Source organism: Chryseobacterium sp. G0201, from assembly GCF_003815655.1.
Lineage (GTDB): Bacteria > Bacteroidota > Bacteroidia > Flavobacteriales > Weeksellaceae > Chryseobacterium.
Map to the genome: position 1 here is coordinate 140,803 of NZ_CP033917.1, position 24,075 is coordinate 164,877.

Annotated in this window: 20 protein-coding genes; 13 read left to right on the top strand and 7 right to left on the bottom strand. The window is 35.4% G+C overall.

Annotated features, from left to right (window positions below; translation table 11 throughout):
- The first annotated feature begins 11 nt into the window (after positions 1–11).
- The gene (locus tag EG348_RS00550; RefSeq protein ID WP_123979692.1) at positions 12–623 is read left to right on the top strand and encodes an NUDIX hydrolase; all 612 of its coding nucleotides are present in this window, start codon (positions 12–14) and stop codon (positions 621–623) included.
- Here the strand turns inward: EG348_RS00550 and EG348_RS00555 are convergent.
- Both EG348_RS00555 and gldJ read right to left on the bottom strand, forming a co-directional pair.
- Positions 616–1,887, bottom strand: a complete 1,272-nt coding sequence (locus EG348_RS00555; RefSeq protein WP_123979694.1) for a UDP-N-acetylmuramoyl-tripeptide--D-alanyl-D-alanine ligase — start codon at positions 1,885–1,887, stop codon at positions 616–618. The genes EG348_RS00550 and EG348_RS00555 overlap by 8 nt on opposite strands.
- 64 nt (positions 1,888–1,951) lie before the next feature.
- Positions 1,952–3,553 carry a gliding motility lipoprotein GldJ gene (gene gldJ / locus EG348_RS00560; protein ID WP_123979696.1) on the bottom strand — a complete coding sequence of 534 codons (1,602 nt, stop codon included), beginning with the start codon at positions 3,551–3,553 and terminating at the stop codon, positions 1,952–1,954.
- Positions 3,554–3,718: 165 nt separating this feature from the next.
- Here gldJ and porU point away from each other — a divergent pair, with 165 nt between their 5' ends.
- The 3 genes from porU to EG348_RS00575 all read left to right on the top strand — a co-directional run bounded on the left by porU (position 3,719) and on the right by EG348_RS00575 (position 11,524).
- Positions 3,719–7,627, top strand: a complete 3,909-nt coding sequence (gene porU, locus EG348_RS00565) for a type IX secretion system sortase PorU (RefSeq protein WP_123979698.1) — start codon at positions 3,719–3,721, stop codon at positions 7,625–7,627.
- 59 nt (positions 7,628–7,686) lie between these two features.
- Positions 7,687–8,850 (top strand): type IX secretion system outer membrane channel protein PorV, encoded by a 1,164-nt coding sequence (gene porV / locus EG348_RS00570; RefSeq protein ID WP_123979700.1) that lies wholly within the window; start codon positions 7,687–7,689, stop codon positions 8,848–8,850.
- A gap of 391 nt (positions 8,851–9,241) precedes the next feature.
- The gene (locus EG348_RS00575; protein ID WP_123979702.1) at positions 9,242–11,524 is read left to right on the top strand and encodes an FUSC family protein; all 2,283 of its coding nucleotides are present in this window, start codon (positions 9,242–9,244) and stop codon (positions 11,522–11,524) included.
- Here EG348_RS00575 and EG348_RS00580 read toward each other — a convergent pair.
- On the bottom strand, positions 11,505–12,119 hold the full coding sequence (locus EG348_RS00580; protein WP_123979704.1) for a 4'-phosphopantetheinyl transferase superfamily protein: 615 nt from the start codon (positions 12,117–12,119) through the stop codon (positions 11,505–11,507). The genes EG348_RS00575 and EG348_RS00580 overlap by 20 nt on opposite strands.
- 315 nt (positions 12,120–12,434) lie before the next feature.
- Positions 12,435–12,965, bottom strand: a complete 531-nt coding sequence (locus EG348_RS00585) for a HugZ family protein (protein WP_123979706.1) — start codon at positions 12,963–12,965, stop codon at positions 12,435–12,437.
- 162 nt (positions 12,966–13,127) lie between these two features.
- Between EG348_RS00585 and ahcY the strand changes: the two genes are divergently transcribed.
- Positions 13,128–14,441, top strand: a complete 1,314-nt coding sequence (ahcY, locus tag EG348_RS00590) for an adenosylhomocysteinase (RefSeq protein WP_123979708.1) — start codon at positions 13,128–13,130, stop codon at positions 14,439–14,441.
- 411 nt (positions 14,442–14,852) lie between these two features.
- Positions 14,853–15,245, top strand: coding sequence for an inner membrane protein YiaA (gene yiaA / locus EG348_RS00595; protein WP_123979710.1), 393 nt, complete (start codon positions 14,853–14,855; stop codon positions 15,243–15,245).
- A 120-nt stretch (positions 15,246–15,365) separates the two neighbouring features.
- On the opposite strand, the gene purE is transcribed toward yiaA, so the two are convergent.
- A complete protein-coding gene (gene purE, locus EG348_RS00600) occupies positions 15,366–15,869 on the bottom strand; it encodes a 5-(carboxyamino)imidazole ribonucleotide mutase (RefSeq protein ID WP_123979712.1) in 504 nt (167 codons plus the stop codon).
- A 247-nt stretch (positions 15,870–16,116) separates the two neighbouring features.
- Here purE and EG348_RS00605 point away from each other — a divergent pair, with 247 nt between their 5' ends.
- The 5 genes from EG348_RS00605 to EG348_RS00625 all read left to right on the top strand — a co-directional run bounded on the left by EG348_RS00605 (position 16,117) and on the right by EG348_RS00625 (position 21,019).
- Positions 16,117–17,022: a DMT family transporter gene (locus EG348_RS00605; protein WP_123984988.1), complete on the top strand. Its 906-nt coding sequence runs from the start codon at positions 16,117–16,119 to the stop codon at positions 17,020–17,022.
- A gap of 89 nt (positions 17,023–17,111) precedes the next feature.
- Positions 17,112–17,678, top strand: a complete 567-nt coding sequence (locus tag EG348_RS00610; protein WP_123979714.1) for a hypothetical protein — start codon at positions 17,112–17,114, stop codon at positions 17,676–17,678.
- Between the two features lie 6 nt (positions 17,679–17,684).
- Positions 17,685–19,808 carry a cation:proton antiporter gene (locus EG348_RS00615; RefSeq protein ID WP_123979716.1) on the top strand — a complete coding sequence of 708 codons (2,124 nt, stop codon included), beginning with the start codon at positions 17,685–17,687 and terminating at the stop codon, positions 19,806–19,808.
- Positions 19,809–19,840: 32 nt separating this feature from the next.
- Positions 19,841–20,653, top strand: coding sequence for a hypothetical protein (locus tag EG348_RS00620; RefSeq protein WP_123979718.1), 813 nt, complete (start codon positions 19,841–19,843; stop codon positions 20,651–20,653).
- A 6-nt stretch (positions 20,654–20,659) separates the two neighbouring features.
- Positions 20,660–21,019 (top strand): hypothetical protein, encoded by a 360-nt coding sequence (locus EG348_RS00625; protein ID WP_123979720.1) that lies wholly within the window; start codon positions 20,660–20,662, stop codon positions 21,017–21,019.
- A 45-nt stretch (positions 21,020–21,064) separates the two neighbouring features.
- Here EG348_RS00625 and EG348_RS00630 read toward each other — a convergent pair whose 3' ends face one another.
- Both EG348_RS00630 and EG348_RS00635 read right to left on the bottom strand, forming a co-directional pair.
- The gene (locus EG348_RS00630; RefSeq protein WP_123979722.1) at positions 21,065–22,174 is read right to left on the bottom strand and encodes a 5-(carboxyamino)imidazole ribonucleotide synthase; all 1,110 of its coding nucleotides are present in this window, start codon (positions 22,172–22,174) and stop codon (positions 21,065–21,067) included.
- 51 nt (positions 22,175–22,225) lie between these two features.
- Entirely contained in the window at positions 22,226–22,774 is a 549-nt protein-coding gene (locus EG348_RS00635; protein WP_123979724.1) for a DUF1543 domain-containing protein, read from the bottom strand.
- Positions 22,775–22,859: 85 nt separating this feature from the next.
- Between EG348_RS00635 and EG348_RS00640 the strand changes: the two genes are divergently transcribed.
- Positions 22,860–23,690: a sulfite exporter TauE/SafE family protein gene (locus EG348_RS00640; RefSeq protein ID WP_123979726.1), complete on the top strand. Its 831-nt coding sequence runs from the start codon at positions 22,860–22,862 to the stop codon at positions 23,688–23,690.
- Positions 23,690–24,073, top strand: coding sequence for a DUF1634 domain-containing protein (locus EG348_RS00645; protein WP_123979728.1), 384 nt, complete (start codon positions 23,690–23,692; stop codon positions 24,071–24,073). The genes EG348_RS00640 and EG348_RS00645 overlap by 1 nt, the downstream gene beginning before the upstream one ends.
- Positions 24,074–24,075: the final 2 nt, after the last annotated feature.

Below are 24,075 nucleotides of genomic sequence, written 5' to 3' on the forward strand. Positions count from 1 at the left end.
ATTAATTACAAATGTATAAAGTTTTTGTGAACGAAAAAAAATTATTGCTGTCTAAGCAATCCGAAGAGCTCGAAAAAAAGATCAGCTACGAAAGTTTCACAACTTTGGAGATCGCTTTAGATCTTTTGGAGAATACATCTGTAAAAGAAATAAATGTATTCGGCGAAAACATTGATGAGATCTGGGCAGAGTTTAAAAATCTTTTTAGAATAATAGAAGCTGCGGGAGGATTGGTAAGTAATGAAAAAGGCGATATGCTTTTCATCAAAAGGCTCGGAAAATGGGATCTTCCGAAAGGTAAAATGGAAAAAGGCGAATCCAGAGAAGAGTCTGCCGTAAGAGAAATTGAGGAAGAAACAGGCCTGAGTAATGTAGAACTGGTCAATTTCATCAACACCACTTACCATATTTACATTGAAAGAAATGGCGATAAGATCCTGAAATGCACCCATTGGTTTGAAATGAACTTCTTTGGAGAAGACACCTCAAAACCTCAGATCGAAGAAGGTATTACCGAAGTAGCCTGGAAAAACACCACTCAAATAGAAAATGAAGTTTTCCCAAGCACTTTTAAAAATATTGAACTGATTGTAAATGAATTCTGGAATACGAAGACTAAATAAAGTCTATCGATTTTTCCAGAGAAATTCCTCTTGAAGCTTTTAATAGAATATTTTCTGATTGAATAGTGTTCAGTTTTAAATATTCTATTAATTCTGCTGTATTTTGAAAAGCAAATGATGAAGGATTAACATTTTTAAAATGTCCTCCAACAGTTATTATTTCATTAAAGCCTAGATCCTGAGCTAATTTCAGGATGTTTTGATGTTCTTTTTCACTCTCCTCCCCTAGTTCCAGCATATCACCGATAATGATCGTTTTTGAACCTTCAAAAGTTATGAAATTATGCAAAGAAGCCGTCATAGAACTTGGATTGGCGTTATATGTATCGAGAACTAATGTTTTATCTTCTTTTTTAACGATTTGAGAACGCATATTCGTTGGCGTATAATTCTCAATAGCCTGTTTGATTTTGTCAAAATCGATTCCGAAATGTAGTCCTAAGCTCGCAGCAGCACAAAGATTGGTAAAATTGTATTCGCCGGTAAGTTTAGATAAGGCTTTATTATTCTGATATGATAATCCTACAAAATGTTCTTCAGAAAAGGATTCAAAATTATAGTCTGAACTTTCTTTTCCAAAAGTAATTTTCGGCTGATAAGTCTCTGTTTTCTCTGATTGGATTGGATCATTTTCGTTCACCAAAATAGTCTGATGATTATTTTTAAGATAATCATATAATTCAGATTTACCTTTTATTACGCCTTCAAATCCGCCAAAACCTTCTAAATGTGCCTTTCCGAAATTGGTAATATATCCAAAATTAGGCTGAGAAATTGTACAAAGCAGTTCAATTTCCTTTTGATGATTGGCACCCATTTCTATAACAGCCATTTCATGTTCTGGTTTGATAGAAAGTATTGTCAATGGAACACCAATGTGATTATTGAGATTACCATATGTATACTGTACATTATACTTTTCAGAAAGAACGGCATGAATGATCTCCTTCGTAGTAGTTTTCCCATTGCTTCCTGTAAGACCGATAATGGGGATCTGTAATTGATTTCTATGATGAATCGCCAGTTTTTGTAAAAACTCTAATGTAGAGGGAACATAGAAAATATTTTTGTCTTTATTTTCAAAGTCTTTCTGCTCTACTATCACAGCCAGAGCACCTTCATTTATCGCTTTTTCAGCAAATGTTGCAGCATTGAAATTCTCTCCGGAAAAAGCAAAGAAAATATCATTCTCACCTATTTTTCTGCTGTCTATGGTAACTCTGTTAGATTGTAAAAATAAAGAGTAAAACTGTTCTATATTCATAGCTCAAAAATAAAAAAACCTTCCAATAGTTTGGAAGGTTTTTGAAATTATTTTTTGATAAATATTATCTTCTAGTTCTAGCTTTTTCATTAGCTCTAGCATCCTGCGCAACACGGAATCCGATCCATGCATAAGCTTTACCTTGAGTCTTGTATCTTCTTTGACCTGGATCTAACCAATAAGCAGTATCCTGCCAAGAACCTCCTTTTACTACTCTCACATCGTTGTTCATAGCAGAAGTTCTGTCCTTAGTATCTTTTTGTAATACAACTTTACCGTTAGCATTTACAATAAACTTAGTTTTAGGAGAATTGTACATGTCGAAACCAGCAGCAGAATCACTAGCAGTTCTGTAATCTAAAGATGATTGTCTGTCACCATCTCTATAATCTCTATAATCTGCAATTGTTTCCCTCTCAAACTGACCCGGTAAGTTTTTGTAAACTAATCTACCGTCAGCTAAAGTATCGTATTTAATGTTGCTTTCGTCAACCATTTTGTAAGTTCCGTCTCCGTTCTTTACAACAGCTTGAGGCATGTTCCCTCTGTAATAGTTGAAATCACTGAAATTTTCATCGATAATTGGTCTGTAAACATCGGCAGTCCATTCGGAAACGTTACCGTACATACCATAGATACCTAGGTCGTTGGAAGGATATTGTCTAACATCTGCAGTTCTTGCAGCACCGTCATTTTTCCATCCTGCAATTCCTGAGTAATCACCAGTACCCATTTTGAAGTTTTCAAGGTACATACCTCTATCTCTTCCTTTAGTACCTCTTAGCAATTCAATTTCAGGTTTTTTACCTTTATATTGATTGTATTCTCTATTTTTAGCCATACCAAGAGCTGCATATTCCCATTCAACTTCTGTAGGAAGTCTGAATTTCGTTACCATAGCAGCGTTTGGAGCTCTGTTTGCAGCAAGTAATCTTTGGTTGGTACTTTTTATACCAATTTTTTGCTGCATTCTTTTTTCGTTAATATATCCCTGAATTTCCGGATCATTCGACTTGAATTTATCCATGTTAAATGCAGTTCCACCTTGGTTATTAGATTCATTGATATATAAATCTTTAGCAATTATTCCTGCTTGCATTAAAGCTTTTTCGTTCGCTCTATCTGACAACCACTCGCAGTATCTGTTAGCCTGCGTCCAAGATACACCTACTACCGGATAGTAATCGAATTCAGGAGAACGGAAATACGTTTCGTTGAAATCATTTCTAGATAGTTTGTTATCCCACAATAAGGTATCCGGCAAAGCACCGTTATAGATTTCCTTAAAGCTTGGATCACTTGGAGGGAATACATACTTCAACCATGTAAGGTATTCGCGGTATTCATAGTTAGTAATTTCTGTTTCTCCGATAAAGAATGAACTTACCTGCATTCTGCGGGGTGAGTTATTCCAATCGTGCATAACATCATCTTTCACTAATCCCATTGTAAAAGTTCCACCTTCTACATATACCATTCCTGGCCAACCTTTTTGCTTCTGTTGCTTTCCTGCAAAAAACCAACCCTGTTTTTCGTTTGGCTTCCAACCTGTCTTGCTGACAAATTTTTTAGTACCACCGCCTTTACTGGTACCTGACCCACCACAACTGGTTAATGCAAGTGTAGAACTCAATGCTATTAATGAAAACAACTTTAGTTTTTTCATAGTCGATTATAAATATTTTCAAAGTACAAAGAAAAAATAAATTATTCAATAAATCAAGTAAAGATTTGATTTTTTTGAAAAATGTTCACAAATTAATTTTATTGTATCGCAATTTAATTCTAAAATTTTCATTTATTTTGTAATTTAGAAATTTCAAAATCAAACATGAAACAAAAAATTACGCTTTTATTCCTATTAAGCTTTGTATCAGCGATTTGGGCTCAAAAAACAACCATCAATTGGGACGGTGCCAAAATTCAAGATTTCGGTGAAACAAAACTGAATCTCCCAAACTTTAAAAATGAGGGTTTTTCGTATGGCCAAAATAATGTTTTTATCACAACCAAACAAAAAATTGGAGAAAAGCAGCTAAAAATTTCTAATCTTGTTTGGGAAAATATTTCCAACAGAGATTTATTTGAATTAAATAAAGACTTGCTACCAAACTACGAAGTTACAGATATAGCATACTATTATCTTGAAGGCGAAAGATACGCCACCATGAATGTATCTCTTTTTAAAAACGTAAAAGGACGTGTTCAAAGATTATCTTCATTCGATGTTTCCGAAACATCCTTACCTAATAATTTTGGAAGCACCGCTAAAGTCGGAACAACAAACAACCCTTTTGCAACAGGAGGTTTTTATAAAATAAAAGTTGACAAATCCGGAATCTTTAAAATTACAAGACAGTTTTTACAAGATAACGGGATTAATCCTGCCTCTGTAAATCCGAGAAATTTCAGGATCTACGGTAACGGTGGAATTATGCTTCCCGAACACAACCAAGATGTAAAATACAGTGCTTTGCAAGAAAATGCCATACAGGTTGTAGGTGAAGATGACGGCGTGTGGAATGACAATGATTACGCTTTATTTTATGCACAGGGACCTACTGGATACAACCTATATGATACAGGAAATGGTAACGGTTTCAAGAGAGTGGAAACAAGAAATGACAGAGCAAATCATCTTAAAAATATTTATGAGGATTTTGCTTACTACTATATCAATTTTGACAAAGGACCGGGAAAAAGAGTACAGGCTGTGGACGCCAACTTACCTGCTTCCGCATTAATTACCAGATACGACGATTATCAGGTTATCAACAATGATCAAAAAAACTTATTGAAGGTTGGAAGAATATGGGTAGAAGACGCACCTTTTACGACAGAAAAAACAATTACGTTTACGACTAAATCACCTATTCTGGGAGGAGATATTGTAAGATACAGAACAAGGGTGATTGGTTATAAAGCTCAGCAAAATAACATTGTGATTAGTATTAACAATCAAAATTCTACTCCATTTTCGGTTCCTACCAATTCTTCGAATTATATTTACGATTTTTCTCCTGCAAGATATGAAGGTACAATAACCGGATTAAGCGGAAATCAGATTACCTTCAAATACACTCCGGATATTTCAGTAAATCCTAACGGAGTTTTCTATATGGATTATGTAGAAGCGCAGTATAAAGAAAACCTAAGTTTCAACGGTTCACAAATGAATTTCAGAGACTTTTCTCTTGCAAGCGGCACAAATACAGCGTATGGTTTCAGTATAGCCAATACTTCTGCAATGGAGCAGGTATGGGACGTTACAGATATCACCAATGCTAACAGAAGAGTGAATAAAGCGGCCGGTAATACTACTTTTAACTTCGGATACATCACTGGCGACCAAAATTTTAACAATGAATTTGTGGCATTTCGAGCAGACGCTGCTTTTTCGCCTCAGTTTGTTGAAAGAATAAACAATCAGGATCTTTCATCATTACAAAATGTAGATTATCTGATTCTTACAACTCCCGAAATGATGGGTCAGGCTCAAAGATTAGCCAATTATCATCAGACAAAAAGTAACTTCAATGTTCAGATAGTAGACGTTAGTAAAGTTTACAACGAATTTGGCAGCGGAAGCAGAGATCTTACAGCGATAAGAGATTTTGTTACGAAACTAAATACTCCGGTTGGAAGATTAAAATATGTATTTATTTTAGGAGATACCTCTTATGATTATAAAAACAGAATCTCGAATAACTCGAATGTTGTTTCAAGTTATGAAAGTGAAGATTCCGGAGATTTTGTAAATTCTTTCGTTACGGATGATTATATTGTAATGACACAACCACAAAGTGCTCAGTTTATCACAAGTAACCTTCCTGACCTTCCCGTTGGAAGAATTCCTGCAGCAAACACAACAGAAGCATCCAATATGATGGACAAAGTGCTTGCTTACTACAACAGTCTGCCAAGTCAGTCAACTCCTTTTGGAGAATGGCGTATGAAACTGGATTTTGTTGTGGATGATGATCACGATGAAAACACTACTGCTACCCCAATACCATTCCATACTACAATGAATAATGCTTTGGTAAGTGTTTTTGAACAAACAGGTCCTACTCTTAAGGAATATAATGTTAGAAAATTATATCTGGATGCCTTCCAGGCACAAAGTACAGCAGGTGGACAAAGATATCCACAGGTAAATCAGGCTATTTCTAATGATATTGGTAACAGCTTGTATCTTTTCTATTTCGGACATGGGGGTATCAATGGATGGGCACAGGAAAGAGTATTAACAACAGATGAAATTCAAAACTCTAATAATTTCTCGAATATTTACAGCAGATTTCCATTTGTATCAACAATAACATGTGAATTTACATTATGGGATGATCCTGAAACTTTCTCTGCGGGTGAACAGTTTATTAAATTAAAACAAGGCGGGGTTTCTACCATGATCACTTCAAGCCGTGCTGTAGGTATTGGTTACGGTATTTCATTTACAGATTTTTATACTAAAGAAATCTTCAAAATGGTAAATGATGATTTCATTTCTTTAGGAAATGCACATTTAAATGCCAAGAAATTAAAAGGAGCAGACTCTAATCACTTAAAAGTAAACCTGCTTGGTGATCCTGCGATGAAATTAAGCAGACCTCAAAGATTATTAGTAATTGATAATATCGAAACTCCGGTTCCGGGATTGATCAGAGGTCTTGATTTTGTAAAAGTGAAAGGACATATTAATAATTCAGGCGGAACACTTAACACAACCTTCAACGGAAGAGTTGTTATCAATATTTTCGATAAAAGATTAAACAAAAAAACACTAAATAACGATGGAAACCTTACTGTTCTTAACTATACAGAAGAAGGAAGTGCTATCGTAAAAGCTTCAGGAACAGCAGTAAATGGTGTTTTCACTGTAGAATTTTATGTTCCGAAGGATATTAACTATGCTATCGGAGAAGGAAGAATCTTAGCTTATGCTGATAACAAAGCTACAGACGTATTTAACAATCAAGCGGTACAGGTTGGAGATATTAACCCTAACGGAATTAATGACAGCGAACCTCCAAAAGTAAAATTATACATGAACAACACCAACTTCGCTAACGGAGGTATCACCAACCAAAGTCCGATGTTGTTGGCGTGTGTTACAGACGACACAGGAATAAATTCTACAGGATCTGGTATCGGTCACGATATTACAGTATATTTGGACGGTCAAATTATCAATACAGTTGTTTTAAATGATTTTTATGCTTCAGGAGAAGGAAACGGATGTTTAAGCCCAAGTTTAGCAGACTACCAGAAGGGGAATGTAACCTACCCTTTCAGGAATTTAGCGATAGGTCAACATCAGTTAACATTTAAAGTTTGGGATATAAACAATAATTCGACAACCTCTACGTTAGACTTTGAAGTTAAGGATGAAGCAGATCAGCATTTAACTATTAATAGACCCTTAAACTGGCCGAATCCATTTACCAACAAAACATATGTTCAGTTTGAGCATAATTGTGATGATATTTTAGATGTAAACGTTCAAATTTATACAATAACAGGAAAATTAGTAAAAACTATATCTCAACCAGTTGTTGCAGAACCTTTCCTACAGGGCTTTAGAACGCCACGTCAGGCAATAGAATGGGACGGAAGAGACGATTTTGGTTCAACAGTAGCAAAAGGTACGTATATTTTTAAGATATTTGCAAAAAGTCAAAACCAAGAAAAATGCAAAGGAAGTGCCACAGCTGTAGAAAAAATGGTACTTTTGAAATAAATTAAATAACAATAGATAATAATATTAATAAAAAACTGATAATATATAAAAGACAACATATGAATTTAACTACTAAACTGCTTTTAGGAATTGGGTTAGGTGCTGGTTTTTTAGGGTATGCTCAAGATCTAAGTCTTGTAAGACCTGTGTTAACCGGAGCTCCATTTTTAAGAATCGCGCCAGATGCTAGAGCCGGAGGTATGGGAGATCAAGGTGTAGTTACCTCTCCAGATGCGTTTTCTCAATTTTGGAATGCAGCGAAATATCCTTTTAGCAGATCAAGTTCTTCCGTAGGTATCAACTACACGCCTTATATGGGAAAACTTACCAATGATGTATTTTTACTATATGGTGCATTCCATAAGTTTCTGGGGCAGGAAGAAAGATCTACCATCTCTGCGAGTATTTATTACTTCAATATGGGTGAAGTAGATTTAACTCAATTAGTAGGTTCAGAAGTTACGTCTATGGGTACGTCTAAGCCAAACGAATTCTCAATTGACGTTGCGTATGGCTTGAAGCTTTCAGATTCTTACTCAATGGCTGTAACGGGTAGATATATTCGTTCAGATTTGGCCGGAGGTTTCAACACAGACACAACTCTTAAGCCTGCAAACTCATTTGCAGTAGACATTTCAGCTTACTATACATCTCCAAGATTCTCAAGTATCGGAGGATATGACGGAAAACTGAATGCAGGTTTAGCAATCCAGAACTTAGGTCCGAAACTAGATTATACAGGAAACGAAGAATCTAGATCTTATCTTCCGACAATGGCAAGATTAGGTATCGGTTACGATATGTTCCTTGATGATGTAAACAGAATTGGTCTTAGTGTTGAAGGATCTAAACTTTTAGTTCCGGGTTCAGAATTTATTGGGATGGATCCTAATACAAGACAACCGATGTACGCAGTACCAAACGTTGGTCCAATAGACGGTATCAGCAAATCTTTCAAAAATCCTAACAGTATCATGTATAGTGGTGCATTGGAATATTCTTACAACAACGCATTTGCTGTAAGAGGTGGTTACTTCCATGAAAGTGAAGAACAAGGGGCAAGACAATTTGCAACTGCAGGTATTGGTTTAAAATACAACTCTTTCGGACTTGATATTTCTTACCTTATCAATATGTCTAAAATTAATACAGCTTTAGATAACACTCTTCGTTTCGGGTTGACTTGGAACATCGGAGATGAAACTTCTAATGTTGATAATTAATACAATATAACATACAAGTTTATAAAAGCTCCATTTGATGGAGCTTTTTTTGTTTTTTAACACATAAATTTTATTATTTTTAAGAAGCTTTTTCCCGCTCTCCGCACTCGCTATTTCTTTTGTTTCTGCGCGGCGGCAAAGCCGCCGCGCAGAAACAAAAGAAATGAGCTCAAACAAATGCTTCGATCGGAGCTAGTTAATAACAGGCAAAAAAGTGGTATAAAATCCCTTTCTTCAAATGAATTTTTGACGGAATGGTTTAAATCTTGCTAAAAGAGAATTACAAAAGACAATTAAACTTATTATCAATATTAATAACATATTAAAAAAAATTCACAATTCACTGACGAAGTAAAACAGACAATTCATATTTAACTCTTATTTTTGTACTATGAACTATTCCGCGGAACTCAAAAAATTCGTTACCAGCCAATATGTATATTCTGCTATCAGGATTACACTGGCTACCGTTCTGCCATGTTTGGTTCTCGCCCACTTCGGAATTCTGAAAGAATATTTCCTCTTCCCTCTCGGAACCAGCTTTGTAGCACTTTGTGATCAACCAGGACCATTTATAAGAAGAAGAAATGCATTGACCTTTGCTATTTTCTGCTTCGTTTTTGTTGCGCTTATTGCAAGTTTAGTAATGCATGTTAAAATTCTGGTCTTTCTCGAACTTATTGTTTTCGGGATGTTTTTCTCGTTAATTGGGGTGTACGGACAAAGATTAGCTGCCGTTGGATCATTATCATTGGTCGTCATGGCGATCTTTATTGATGGCCATCTTACAGGAGCCAATATTTTTAAAAGTTTACTAATTTTCGCTTCGGGTTGTACATGGTTTTTATTAATATTCCTTATTGTTACAACGATTCAGCCATATAAACTGGCCAGTCAGATGATTGGTGAAAACTATCTGCAGTTAGCTGAATTTTTAAAAATTAAAGCCAACTATTATCAAAAAAATCCGGATTTCGATAAACTGACAACCCAAGTTATTGCCAAACAGATCGGAATTAAAAACCTTCAGGAAGAAACCCGAGAAACTGTTTTCAAGACTAGAACCATCGTTAATGAATCAACGACAACAAGCCGACTGCTGATGTTGATGTTCCTTAATTCCATGGACTTGCATGAAAAATTAATGACTTCCGAAAGTGACTATCAAAAGCTTCAACAAAGTTTTGAAGACAGTACAATCTTAGTTCATATCCACGATTATCTCAATTTATTGGCGGATGAAATTACCAATATCGGGATTTCTCTTCAAATCGGAACTCGTGCAAAACCGATGACCAATTTAGATTTAGCACATAAAAATCTAAATGCTCATTATTTCGAACTTAGAAATAAACAGCTGTCTCCCGATAATCTGGAAAATTTCATGATTTTACGCCAGATATTAATGCGTATTAATGAGATCACCAAAGAGATTAACGAGATCTACAAAGTATTTTCACAAAACGTAAAGCTGGCAAAAAGTCTTTCCACAGGATTGGACTTAAAGAAATTCATGCCTAATGAAGAGAAACTTAATTTTAAAGTTTTAAGAAACAACATTTCTTTATCTTCATCACATTTCAGGCATGCATTGAGAATTACCATTGCTTTATTAATAGGATATCTTTTTTCCATGTTCCAGTTCTTTGCAATTGGCCATGCCTATTGGATCTTAATTACGATAGTTGCCATTTTAAAGCCAGCCTACTCCATCACAAAACAGCGAAACTTACTTCGTCTGTACGGAACCATTGCCGGAGCTTCAGTTGCATACGCTATTTTGCATTTCGTACACATTAATGCCATTTTATTTAGCATCTTGCTTTTAAGTATGATCATGTGTTTCAGTTTTCTGAAAGGACGGTATTTTTGGGCAGTTTCATTTATGACGATATATGTTTTCCTGAGTTTTAATTTTTTAAGTCCGGGAAAAGTAGATGTTATTTTTAAAGACAGAATTGTAGATACCATCGTTGCAGGAATTATTGCTTTCATAGTTTCCTATATTGTTTTACCTGTTTGGGAACATACACAGAATTTAGATTTAATGAAAAAATCTGCGGAAAGCAATCTTATTTATTTTCAAAGTGTTATTTCTAAATTTTTAGAAGGAGATTTTGATCTTGAAGATTATAAAGTAAAACGTAAAAACGCCATCATCTCATTAGCCAACCTTTCCGACAATTTTCAGAGGATGATCTCTGAACCGAAAAATCAGCAGAAAAAACTGGAGGTTGTCCATCAGTTTGTGGCGACTTCGCATCTTATCACGGCTTATACCGCTTCCCTTTCTCAATATTCAAAAAATAATGAAAAATATCCTGAAATTGATGCTGAAAGCTGGAGCAGAAAAATAGAAGCCGAAATGCAGAAAGTCTCTGCCTTATTGAATGGCGATGAGATCAACGAAACCCTGAAAATGGAAAGCCGCATCGAGCCGGAAGATTCTTCCATCGATGATCTGATGCTGAAAAGGAGAACTGAAATTGAAGAAAACGAGATCGTAGACAGAAGAGATCCCGATAAAATCTCTCATTTAACGGAATTAAAAAATATTCATGATGTTTTGGAATTGATCTTTGATGTTGCCAAAGAACAAAGAAAGGTGATCGAAAAATACAAAAGTGAATCCGAGACTACAGAAACCGTTAAGGTTATTCCTCAACAATCGTAAAACAATAATCGTCGAAGAATTTCACGCGGGCTTTAAATTCATCAGAAAACTGATCATCATACACTCTGCAGCTTATGTCATGAAGATATTTTAATTCAAAAGGTTTTACCTCATAATTCTTCTTCAAAGACCAATATTTAGAATGGTGAATTTTGTACATACTTTCCTTCACGCTCCAAATAATTGTATAAAAAGTAGCTTCATTATCAAAAGGAATGAAACCTCGCTCGTTCTCGTACGTGAATTTGTCGATTACCCTTAAAATTTTAGAGTTGAATTTTTCAATATCAATTCCAATCTTATTTTTAGAAATGGCGATTGCGGCAAAAGGAAAAGAATGGGTGATAGAAATCTCTGCATCTTTAGGTGAAAGAAAAGGTTCTCTTTCCTTATATAATATCTTGGAGTTTGGTTTTAAGCCTTTGAACATTTTTCTCACCATCAATACTTCCAACAATTTTTTGGGATGATAATCTTTTACTTTTTCGGCATTTTCCGATTCTAAAAGTTCATCAATATTTAAATCTTCGGTTTCATCGTATTTCCATACGAGAATTGTGGCAGTATCATCAGAAAAATCGCGGTAAAGAGGCATTGCTAAATTTATTTAGTAAAATTAGTGAAAAAAATTGGGCTGGAAGCTAGGAGTTTGAAGAGGAAAGTTTTTACTACTAATCGGTAAACATATAGTTTGTCATGCTGGAGGCATCTTTACGTTGTACGTTTATGCATTGCTTAGAAGCTTTCAGCATAACAAACTGATCTTAAAATTTAGAATGAAATAAAATTGAAACAAAAAATTCACTCAAATCCTCAGATTCAAGTGAATTAAATATTATATAAAAGCTAAAAAATAGAGCAGTTAGTAGTAAAAACCTCCCACTTCCATCCTCCAACTTCCCTCTTAAAACTATTTTGATTGGTGATTCACATCATTTCTGTGCTCCATAATTTCTAAATTTTCATCTACAAAATAAGCACTCCCAAATCCGTTCACATAAGAACCTTTTACCGGATGTAAAGCGATAAGGATGAAATCTTTCATCTCAGCAATAACGTCAACTACTTTTCCGTGAGTTTCTTTTAGTTGACAAACAACAGAATTCCAAGTATCAGAATCTCTTTCAATTTGAGAAGTTGTAGCCTCAATTGTTAAACGCTCACGAGCATAGATCTGTTTTGTAGCAGATTCGTCTTCAATGAACATTACAGAAGTTTTTCTTTCTTCCGAAAGATTCTTCGTATGTTTTGCCATGAAAGAAACCAAAATATAAAACGTATTGTCTTGCTGTACAAATGGTGCATAGCTTGAATTAGGCGTTCCTTCTGCATCAACAGTAGCTAAAATTACACTTTTTGTATTTGCAATCAGTTCTTTTACTTTTGGAGTAAGAGGTTTTGCTTGTTTTTGAGCTTCGTCCTGTGTATTTGTATGATTCATAGTATAAAAATTTATCTCTGCAAAAATAGTTTATTTAGACTAAATAAATTTAATTTATGTAAAATTTCATATCAATCAACTGAATCTGCTGTTTTTGTATCTTAATTATTAATTGTAATTTTGCATCTTATTATAATTCGAATTAAAAATTATTCATAACATATGAGTACAACAACACAATACGTTCCTTACAAAGTTAAGGACATTTCCCTAGCAGAATGGGGAAGAAAAGAAATTACCCTTGCAGAGGCAGAAATGCCAGGTTTGATGTCTATCCGTGAAGAGTACGGACCATCTCAACCCCTTAAAGGAGCAAGAATCGCAGGATGTCTTCACATGACGATCCAGACAGCTGTTCTTATCGAAACTTTGGTAGCTTTAGGAGCTGAAGTTACTTGGTCTTCTTGTAATATTTTCTCTACACAAGATCACGCTGCTGCTGCAATTGCTGCTGCAGGAATCCCTGTTTACGCTTGGAAAGGTCTTAACGAGGAAGAATTTGACTGGTGTATCGAGCAGACTTTATTCTTTGGTGAAGACAGAAAACCATTGAACATGATTCTTGATGATGGTGGAGATTTAACAAACATGGTTTTTGATAAATACCCAGAATTCACAAAAGATATCAAAGGACTTTCTGAAGAAACTACTACAGGAGTACACAGATTGTACGAAAGAATGAAAAACGGAACTTTAGTAATGCCTGCAATCAACGTAAACGATTCAGTTACTAAATCTAAATTCGACAACAAATACGGATGTAAAGAATCTGCAGTAGATGCTGTAAGAAGAGCTACAGACCTTATGTTGGCTGGAAAAAGAGTGGTAGTTTGCGGATACGGAGACGTAGGTAAAGGTACTGCTGCATCTTTCAGAGGAGCTGGTTCTATCGTTACTGTTACTGAAATTGACCCAATTTGTGCTTTACAAGCTGCAATGGACGGTTTCGAAGTTAAAAGATTGGATACTGTGGTTGATAACGCAGATATCATCATCACAACTACTGGTAACTTCAACATCGTAAGAGGTGAGCATTTCCTTAAAATGAAAGATAAAGCTGTTGTTTGTAACATCGGTCACTTCGATAACGAAATCGATATGGCTTGGTTAAACGAAAACTATGGTTCTACAAAATCTGAAGTTAAGCCACAAGTAGACATCTATACAATTGAAGGTAAGGAAGTTATCATCCTTGCAGAAGGAAGATTGGTAAACTTAGGTTGTGCAACAGGACACCCAAGTTTCGTAATGTCTAACTCTTTCTCTAACCAAACTTTGGCTCAGATCGAATTATGGACAAACTCTGCTGCTTATGGAAACGAAGTTTACATGCTTCCTAAGCACTTAGATGAAAAAGTAGCTGCTCTTCACCTTAAGAAATTAAGCGTTGAGTTGGAAGTACTTTCTACTGAACAAGCTGAATACATCGGTGTTGACGTAAAAGGACCATTCAAACCTGAGTATTACAGATACTAAGAAATGTTATCCTGCGCTTGCCGAAGGATCTCAAAATATAGAAACTCTCCAATTTTTGGAGAGTTTTTTTGTTGTCATATATTTTAATTAAAAAAATTGACAAGCAAAGCAAATTGACCAGTCACCATTCACTTTTTTAGGAGCTTAATCCGGCTATTCGCTCATACTCCTCGCGCCTACGCACTCCAACACCTAAACCCTAAAACTCTCCCAGTCCTTGCTGTGGGGTAACCGCTGCTATCCGGGCTAGAATTTTAGGAATGGTGACTTCGGGAACCTCAGCCACAGGGAATTTTTGTCATTCTTTTCAACGTTTTTATGCAAAAAAAAAGACTTATTTATTACCGTATTTTCCCGATGTCAGGTTATATAAAAAATCGATATATTTGGCGTTTAACAAAAACAGTAAGTATGAAAAAACAAAATGTATCAAATGCATTTATAGCAGCATCTTGGGTTGCATTGGGAGCAGGAATGATCGGATTTATCGTAGGTCTTGTAAGAGCAGAAATGCTACTGAACGAAAAAGGATATTATTTCACCGTCCTACTCTACGGTTTATTTGCGGTTGTTTCTTTGCAGAAAGCAGTTCGTGACAGATTAGAGAACATCAAAGTGACAGATATTTATTACGGTATCTGTTGGTTTGCAACCTTATCTTCTATCATTTTATTAGCCATCGGATTATGGAATGCCACCATCCTTCCTAGTGAAAAAGGTTTTTATGGTTTTGCATTTTTACTGGCACTTTTCGGAGCCATCGCGGTTCAGAAAAATACTCGAGACAATATGCTTCAGGAATAATAAAAAAAATCCGTCTCACAACCAAAAAGTGAGACGGATTTTTTTTGTGAATTGTAAATGGTCAATTAGCTTTGCGGTCAATTTTAAATTGTAATGTAAATTCACCAATCACCATTCACCTTATTTATCATACTGATTCGGATGTTGAGCTTTGATGTCGTCAACAGTTCCCAATACTTTATCTTTTAAAGCTTCCTGATATTTCTGAAGTTTTTCAGCCACTTCAGCATTACCCGTTCCAATAATTTTTGCGGCTAAAATTCCGGCATTTAAAGCGCCATTCAAAGCTACGGTTGCCACAGGAATTCCGCCCGGCATTTGAAGGATAGACAATATAGAATCCCAACCGTCAATAGAATTACTAGACAAGATCGGAACTCCAATTACAGGTAAGGTCGTACAACTTGCCACCATTCCCGGAAGGTGTGCGGCACCTCCAGCTCCGGCAACAATTACTTTCAAACCTCTTTCCTGAGCTGTTTTAGCGTAATCAAACATTCTCTCCGGCGTTCTGTGAGCCGAAACTACCGTCAATTCATAAGGAATGTCCAATGTTTTTAAAAAATTCGCAGCCTGTTCCATGATCGGCAAGTCGCTCTGACTTCCCATAATAATTCCTACCATCTTCAATTTTATTAGATCTTCAAAGATAAAGAATTTTAAAATTGTAAAATAGTGAATTGTTAATGATGAATAGTGAATTTTGCTTCGCAAGTGAATTGACAATCATTAAACTTCCAAGTCGAAAATTGACAATGAAATGAATTCACTACTGACTATTCACTCCCTTCTGTTCCCATCCAAATTCATCAAACTGTACCCATTGTGTTCATTTCAAAAAAGATATATTTGTGAACCACTTTATTCTATTTTGAAAGATTACAAACTTATTTTTGCCGTCATTACCGTAGCTCTTGTTTGGGGTACCACTTTTTTGGCGATTCGCGTTGCGGTAGAAACTATTCCGGCATGGTTTGTAGCTGGGATCCGTCAGTTTTTAGCATCAGTTATTATGCTGATCGTTCTTCTTTCAAGAAAAGAATTTAAATGGATCGGCTGGAAAAACTTAGGCTATCAAATCATTTTCTCTTCATTAATGTTGGTCGTTGCCAACGGAATGACCACCGTTGCGGAAGAAACTGTATCAAGCAGTCTGGCTTCTCTTATAAGTGCGTCCTCTCCTATTCTCGTTTTTCTGGGAAGTGTGGCGATTGGTTTACAGAAATTTAGCTTTAGAGCTTTAATTGGTGTTCTGATGTGTTTCAGCGGAATATTGTTCATTTTCTGGGACGGAATCCAAGATCTTGCTAATCCTGACTACAGAATGGGAATTATTTTCCTTTTCTGCGCTATTGCAGGATGGGCTTCGGGAACCATTTTTACTAAAAAATTAAATATTCAGAGCGGGAATATTACCCTGAATCTATTTTATCAGTTTCTGTTTGCAGGAGTTATTCAGATCATCTTTGCTTTTATTTTTTCCAACCATTATAATTTTGAAAACTGGACTTTAAAAAGTATTTCTGCAATGATATATCTTTCTGTTTTCGGTTCTGTGGCGGCATTTTTTGCCTTTCATTATGCTTTAACCAAAATATCACCGGTTCAGGTTTCAATATTGGCTTATATCAACACCATCATTGCCATATTTCTAGGCTGGCTGATCATGGATGAAAATATTACCATTAAATTTATCATGGCTGCTATTCTCATTATTCTTGGTGTTTTTATTATTAATTATAAACCGGAGATGTTTAGAAAACAAAAAGTTGCGTGATTTTTATTAACTAAAATCTCCTGCTTTCAGGCGTTTTATTTCATTATTTCCGTTTTTTTACTTATATTGTTTAGACCAATGTCTATCTTATGCTAAAAAACACATTATTTATACTTCTGGCTATTCCTTTCTTTTTTATTAGCTGTAATGATAAAGAAAAGGAGAACAGTCTTATTTCCAGAGAACAGCAATTACTTCAAAAAGAAAAACTCTTTGCTCAAAAAGAATCCGAATATCAGGCATTATTGAAAATGAGAGACAGTATTTTTTCCAAAAAAGATTCTGTTACAATCGTTATGTGGCCTGCAGAAATTTCCGGAGACTGGACAGGAAAAGTAATTTGTACAGAATCCAACTGTAGTGATTATGTGGTGGGAGATCAACGCATAGATACCTGGGAATTTGACAGTGATTCTACCCAATTGGTTGGCAAAATCATTAACAATAATAATCTCGTAAGACTGTACGCCGGTAAATTCGACCATAACGAGATCAAGCTTAATTTTAAAACAGATTCTACCGCCAAAAAGAAAGTAGAAATGAATGTTTTGCTGAATGATATTTCCGACAACAAAATCAGAGGTACCAGAACAGTCACTGTAGATAATAACTGTCTTGCAAAATTCTCTGTAGAATTAGTACGCTCCACAAAATAAACATCTATGATCTTACTAAGCATACATAACCTGAGTCTTCCCATAGAAGATCCGGTATTAAAGTTCCTATTGGTTCTTATCATTATTCTTGCAGCTCCACTTTTGCTGAATAAAATTAAAGTTCCACACTTATTGGGATTAATTATTGCAGGTGCTGTGATCGGACCAAACGGTTTTAACGTCCTTTCAAGAGACAGCAGTATTGTGGTAACCGGGACTACCGGACTTCTTTACATCATGTTCCTTGCCGGACTTGAAATTGATATGGGAGATTTTAAGAAAAACAAATGGAAAAGTCTCACTTTCGGAATCTATACTTTTACTGTGCCTTTTATTTTAGGTTTTATCGGAGCGTATTACCTTTTGCACTTTAATATTCTTACTTCTGTACTTTTCGCGAGTTTGTTTTCTTCACATACTTTGATAGCCTATCCATTGGTCAGCAAATTGGGAATTGCAAAAAATATGGCCGTGAATATTACCGTTGGCGGAACAATGATCACAGACGTTTTAGCGCTTTTGGTTCTTGCTGTCGTCGTGGGAATGTCGCAAGGAGATGTCGGAACTGCATTTTGGGTAAAACTATCAGTTTCCTTTATTATTTTTGCCTTAATTGTACTCTTCATATTCCCTATAATTGGGCGTTGGTTCTTTAAAAAAGTGGATGATAAGATCTCACAATATATTTTTGTGTTGGTGATGATTTATCTGGCGGCGATGTTAGCAGAATTAGCAGGTGTAGAAGCCATTATCGGAGCATTTTTTGCAGGCTTGGCCTTAAACAGACTAATTCCGCATACCTCTTCATTGATGAACAGGGTTGAGTTTGTCGGGAACGCGATCTTCATTCCTTTCTTTTTGATCAGTGTAGGAATGTTGATTGATTTTAAAGTATTCTTTGAAAGTTTAGAAACCCTTGAAGTAGCCGGAATCATGCTTATCGCATCGATCGGAGGAAAATATCTGGCGGCTGTTGCCACTCAAAAAACATTTCGTCTTTCAAAAGATGAAGGAAAACTTATCTTTGGGTTAAGTTCGGCTTCTGCTGCTGCAACGTTAGCTTCTGTAATGGTTGGATACAACATTATTATTTCTGAAACTGAAACCGGAGAACCAATAAGATTATTAAATGAACATGTTTTGAATGGAAGTATTTTGCTGATCCTGATTTCATGCACGATATCATCATTTATTTCGATGGCGAGTGCACAAAAAATTGCAGAAAGTGACAATGAGGACACCGTTTCGGGAACTAATCATGAAGAAGAAAACATCCTTTTGGCCATTAACCATGAAGAAACCGTGGAAAGAATGGTCAACCTCGGAATTTTAGTAAAAGCTCATTCCAATACCGAAGATCTGTTTGCGCTGAATGTCATTAATGAAGATAAAAATGAATCTTCCGTAAAAAATGCAGAAAAACTATTGCATCAGGCAGTCGATGCTGCCGCTGCCGCTGATGTGAAATTACAGTCTTTAAAACGCTACGACAATGATGTCATCAATGGCGTCAACAACGTTATCAAAGAACAAAAAATCACCGATCTTATTATCGGACTTAAGGATGAAAAAGGTTTCTCCCCTTCTTTTGTTTACAATCTTTACAACGGTTATCTTCAGAATGATGATGTGAATGTTTTGGTCTATCATGCTGCACAACCTCTTTCAACCATTAAAAAATATGCGGTAATGATTCCCGAAAATGCTCATAAAGAAGCAGGATTTTTCCATGCACTTCTCAGAGTCTGGAATATTGCCAGAAACTCCGGTGCGACAGTAGTTTTCTACACTCCCGAGAATATTTTGGAGATTTTACAAAAGATCATTAAAAAAGCCAATATAGAAGCCGAATTTATCATCATGAACAGTTGGCGTGACGGAGAAAAAACCGCTGCGCAATTAAAAGAAGATGAAGCGCTTATCGTTTTTATGGCAAGAAGAGGAATGAAGTCTTATATTCCGCGAATGAGACTGATCCCTGAGCTTCTGAATAAATATTTAAATAATAACAATTATCTTTTGATTTTCCCGTTCTCAGAATTTGATAAGAATAATCCTGAAATTCGCTCTGTCGGAAATCATGGGGATTTTGTGGAAATTGGGAATGTGATTAAGAAGATTTTTAAGTAATTTGAATACAAATATATTAGAACTAATAATCTATGAAACAAACAATCAGTTTATTATTAATTTTTACGTCAGTAATCATTTTTGCTCAGGAAAAGGTTTATTCCGATAAAGATTTCCAACAAAAACTGGATTCTATCAAAGCTGAAGGGAATTTATTATATTCTCTTGAAAGCGCTTCTTGGAATTCCTCTGATTTAATACATGAAAATAAAAAAGTTCGTGATATTGCGGGAAATTATCTTACCTACAAAAGTAATGACACTATTAAAACCGTTTTCTTAAATAAAGATCAGAATCTTGTAGTTGCTGAATATTCTTTTAAAAATAATTTAAAAAAGGCAGTTAAAGAAAATTTTGAACAAAGAAAATTAAATGATGTAGAAACTAGTCTTAGGAATGTTCGTGTAAAAGTTATTTCTCAACTCTCTGACCCTAAATATGAGGTAGGAGCGCCAGAAGGCTTTACACTGAATATGATTACCATTCCTTTCAATGAAGGCTATAAAACCTATCTGATTCCTGGAACATCTCAATCTGGTATCATCCCATTCGGCAATGATTACTTATTCTATTCTGATAAAGAAGGTAATATTTATTCAAGTAAGAGATTCCATTCCAGGCTCATTCCAACAATGGCTGCAATGCCTGGCGGAGGTACTATGACTATGACAACTCATAGTCACTTAAGAACCAATCCGTTCATTTCTGCTACTGACATTTGTACTTTTAAACTTTATGCACCATTAACTACGTTAAATGAGTTTTCAGTTTATTCACCCGCATTAGGTGAATATATGAAATACAACTACAAAAAAGATGTATTGGAAAAGACTAAAAACCCATAAAATTAAATGAAAAAAGCCATAATAATTATTGTTTCAATAATTCTCGTAATCGTAATTTCATTTACGGTTTATTGGAATTTACCTATTGAAATTACCCGAAAATCTGATGTGAAATTTGGAAATCAATTGGTAGAAAATATAGAAGCTTATAAAACCAATAACAAAAAACTTCCTGAAAATCAAGACTGGAAAACACTTGAAAAACTAGGCTTCAAAAAAGAAAATTCGGGAATAAAACCGAATTATGCAACAGATAATAAAGGTTCCTACGAACTCATATATTTGGATGAATTTGACGGACCATACCTGATGTGGAATTCCCAAGAAAGAAAATGGACGATAGATTATCCTAAAATTCATGAATAAAAAAAGACTGCTTTTCGGCAGTCTTTTCATTTATAGTTAAGCTATTTAAGCAATCACTCTCACCATTTCTTTCACTTTCACCAACTTCTCCATCAGCTCTTCTTTCGAGTCTGCCAATACATTGATGTGTCCCATTTTTCTTCCGGGTTTGGTTTCGGTTTTTCCGTAAAGGTGAACGTAGGTTTTTGGCATTTTCAAGACATCATCCATCCCTTCGTAAATTACTTTTCCGGAAAATCCTTCTGCTCCAACCAAGTTCAACATTCCGCTGTATGTTAGAGAATCGGTATCTGCTAAAGGTAAGTTTTTTACCACGCGATACATTTGCTCGAACTGTGAATTCGCATTTCCCTCCTGACTTTGGTGTCCTGAATTATGCAATCTCGGAGCCGTTTCATTCACCCAAATTTTTCCTTCCTGATCTAAAAATAATTCGATCGCGAAAAGTCCTGGAGAATTGACAACCTCTAAAAATTTCTCTGTAATAGAATCAATTTGCTTTTGAATATCCTCACTTAAGAAAACCGGACAGATGTTGAAATCTAATAAATTCAATTTCGGATCTGCAACCATTTCTGTTACAGGAAAAGTCTTTGTTTCTCCGTTTTCATTTCTGGCAACAATCACAGAAAGTTCTTTATCGATATCAACCAGTTTTTCAAGGACAGAATCCTGCGTCCATAAATTTCTCAAATCTTCAGCAGTACGGATGATCTGTACACCTTTTCCATCATAACCACCCGTATTAAGCTTCTGTACGAAAGGAAAAGATATTTTGATCTCATCAGAACTTCCATCCATTATTTCAAATTCAGGGCTTGGGATGTTATGAGCTTGATAAAATTCCTTTTGAAGAATCTTTTGTTGAATAGTTTTAATAATTTTAGAATTCGGAACTACTTTTATTCCTTGGTTTTCAAGCTCGGCTAAAGCGTCAGCATTTACGTGCTCGATTTCGATCGTTACAACATCTTTGTCTTTACCGAAATTCAAAACCGTTTCAAAGTCATTGAAATTTCCCTGCGTAAAGTATGAGATATTGTGACAAGGAGCATCAGAAGCGGGATCCAGCGTATAAAACTGATCATCATATTTCAATGCTTCCTGAATCAACATTCTTCCTAATTGTCCACCACCTAAAATTCCTATTTTCATTCTTTCTTTTTATTTTTTTCTATTAGATTTAATTTAAAGCTAATTTTATTTTTAAACTTTATCGATTTTCAGATATCCCAATCCGATTTCATTTTCCTGATTCTCGACATCAGATTTAGTTAAAACAATCGAATATTTTTCTTTCATTTTTTCCGGGAGAATATCATTTACATTAAAAATATCGTCAATATCTACTCCATGCTTATCATCGACATGACTTACCGCGCCTTCAAAACCCATCGTTTTATAAAACTCTGTGTTTTTTGCTCTTTTGATGATCTCCCCCATTGATTTCCCTACCATTAAATGTTGTTCGTGAAATTCCTCAAAATGACCTCTTTTATATCCACCTAAATTCAGGAAATATAATTGCTCTTCTGAAATAGCATCGGTTTTTTCAACAATTTTCACTTCATATCCGTCTGCAAACTGTACTTTTTGATGACAGTCAAGGTGAATTTTACCGTCTGCTTCCTTCCAAAAGTCCTTCATATCCGGAACGAGATCTTTTAGATTTTCTGCTATTCCGAAAAATACGTCATGCTGCTCAATATTTCTACCTTTGGGAGTTGCTCCCAGAATCACATAAAATAAATTCATTTCTCTCTACGTTTTTGCAAAATTACATTAAAATAATCTTTTTTAAAAGTTTGTCAGACAACGCCAATAGTTTTATATTTGTAGCATGTCAGAAATCATTATTCTCTTTCTTGGAGCCATCTCGGCAGGGCTTTTGGGTTCGCTTACTGGTTTAGGAGGAGGAGTTATCATCATCCCTTTATTGACGCTGGGTTTCGGCGTTCCTATGCATTATGCTATCGGCGCTTCATTAATTTCTGTGATAGGAACTTCTTCGGGAGCAGCCGTTGCTTTCGTTAAAGAAGGCTTTACCAATATGAGAATCGGTATGTTTTTAGAGATTGGAACAACTGCAGGAGCAATTATTGGAGCTTTGGTTTCAGGGATGTTGAATCCGAATACGCTTGGGATCATTTTCGCAAGTATCCTTATTCTGACTGTTATTTTAAATCTTAAAGGAAAGCCCGATCATCAGGAACCTGTAATAAAAGGAAGTTTAGAAGAAAAACTGAAATTATACGGAACATTTCCTGACAAAGGCATTTTGAAAAGTTATTCTGCAAGAAATACAGTACCAGGATTTTTAATGATGATGTTTGCAGGAGCAATGTCCGGATTATTGGGAATCGGTTCCGGAGCATTGAAGGTTTTGGCAATGGATAATATGATGAGACTACCATTTAAGGTTTCTACTACAACCAGTAATTTTATGATCGGTGTAACCGCAGTTGCGAGTGCCATGATCTACTTCCAGAGAGGTGAAATTATTCCTGTTATTGCAGCTCCCGTTTTGGTTGGTGTTGTAGTTGGAAGTTTCATCGGTTCAAAAACGTTAATGGTTTCTAAGACAAAAAAACTGAAAACGTTCTTCGCCATTGTGATCACTATTTTGTCGATTTACATGATGTATAACGGTATCAATAAAAGTTTCAGATAATGAGAAAGAATTTCACAGATGTAGATTTAAACCGTTCCGTTGGAAATCTTTTGAGGCTGGGGGTTCTTTTATCGGTAGCCACATCGTTAATTGGTTTTATTAAACTTTTTTTCGAAGGCTTTGAAATGCCTAAAAAATACACCAGCTTAGATATCGGATCTTCATCTGAAAAGGTCTGGGGACAGTTCTGGCATTCTCTGTGTGCAGGAGAAGGAATGGCCATTATCCAACTAGGAATTCTTGTACTAATTATCACTCCTTTAATGAGAATCGTTTTTGCTTTGATAGGTTATCTTAAAGAAAAAGACTACGTTTATGTAGTCATTTCTTCGATTGTTTTAGCAATTATGGCGATAAGTTTCTTTACGGGGTACGCTCATTAATT

Bases quoted from the DNA above. Each gene is read 5' to 3' on its own strand.
- EG348_RS00550 (WP_123979692.1), top strand. From the start codon at position 12: ATGTATAAAGTTTTTGTGAACGAAAAAAAATTATTGCTGTCTAAGCAA.
- EG348_RS00555 (WP_123979694.1), bottom strand. From the start codon at position 1,887: ATGAATATAGAACAGTTTTACTCTTTATTTTTACAATCTAACAGAGTT.
- gldJ (WP_123979696.1), bottom strand. From the start codon at position 3,553: ATGAAAAAACTAAAGTTGTTTTCATTAATAGCATTGAGTTCTACACTT.
- porU (WP_123979698.1), top strand. From the start codon at position 3,719: ATGAAACAAAAAATTACGCTTTTATTCCTATTAAGCTTTGTATCAGCG.
- porV (WP_123979700.1), top strand. From the start codon at position 7,687: ATGAATTTAACTACTAAACTGCTTTTAGGAATTGGGTTAGGTGCTGGT.
- EG348_RS00575 (WP_123979702.1), top strand. From the start codon at position 9,242: ATGAACTATTCCGCGGAACTCAAAAAATTCGTTACCAGCCAATATGTA.
- EG348_RS00580 (WP_123979704.1), bottom strand. From the start codon at position 12,119: ATGCCTCTTTACCGCGATTTTTCTGATGATACTGCCACAATTCTCGTA.
- EG348_RS00585 (WP_123979706.1), bottom strand. From the start codon at position 12,965: ATGAATCATACAAATACACAGGACGAAGCTCAAAAACAAGCAAAACCT.
- ahcY (WP_123979708.1), top strand. From the start codon at position 13,128: ATGAGTACAACAACACAATACGTTCCTTACAAAGTTAAGGACATTTCC.
- yiaA (WP_123979710.1), top strand. From the start codon at position 14,853: ATGAAAAAACAAAATGTATCAAATGCATTTATAGCAGCATCTTGGGTT.
- purE (WP_123979712.1), bottom strand. From the start codon at position 15,869: ATGGTAGGAATTATTATGGGAAGTCAGAGCGACTTGCCGATCATGGAA.
- EG348_RS00610 (WP_123979714.1), top strand. From the start codon at position 17,112: ATGCTAAAAAACACATTATTTATACTTCTGGCTATTCCTTTCTTTTTT.
- EG348_RS00615 (WP_123979716.1), top strand. From the start codon at position 17,685: ATGATCTTACTAAGCATACATAACCTGAGTCTTCCCATAGAAGATCCG.
- EG348_RS00620 (WP_123979718.1), top strand. From the start codon at position 19,841: ATGAAACAAACAATCAGTTTATTATTAATTTTTACGTCAGTAATCATT.
- EG348_RS00625 (WP_123979720.1), top strand. From the start codon at position 20,660: ATGAAAAAAGCCATAATAATTATTGTTTCAATAATTCTCGTAATCGTA.
- EG348_RS00630 (WP_123979722.1), bottom strand. From the start codon at position 22,174: ATGAAAATAGGAATTTTAGGTGGTGGACAATTAGGAAGAATGTTGATT.
- EG348_RS00635 (WP_123979724.1), bottom strand. From the start codon at position 22,774: ATGAATTTATTTTATGTGATTCTGGGAGCAACTCCCAAAGGTAGAAAT.
- EG348_RS00640 (WP_123979726.1), top strand. From the start codon at position 22,860: ATGTCAGAAATCATTATTCTCTTTCTTGGAGCCATCTCGGCAGGGCTT.
- EG348_RS00645 (WP_123979728.1), top strand. From the start codon at position 23,690: ATGAGAAAGAATTTCACAGATGTAGATTTAAACCGTTCCGTTGGAAAT.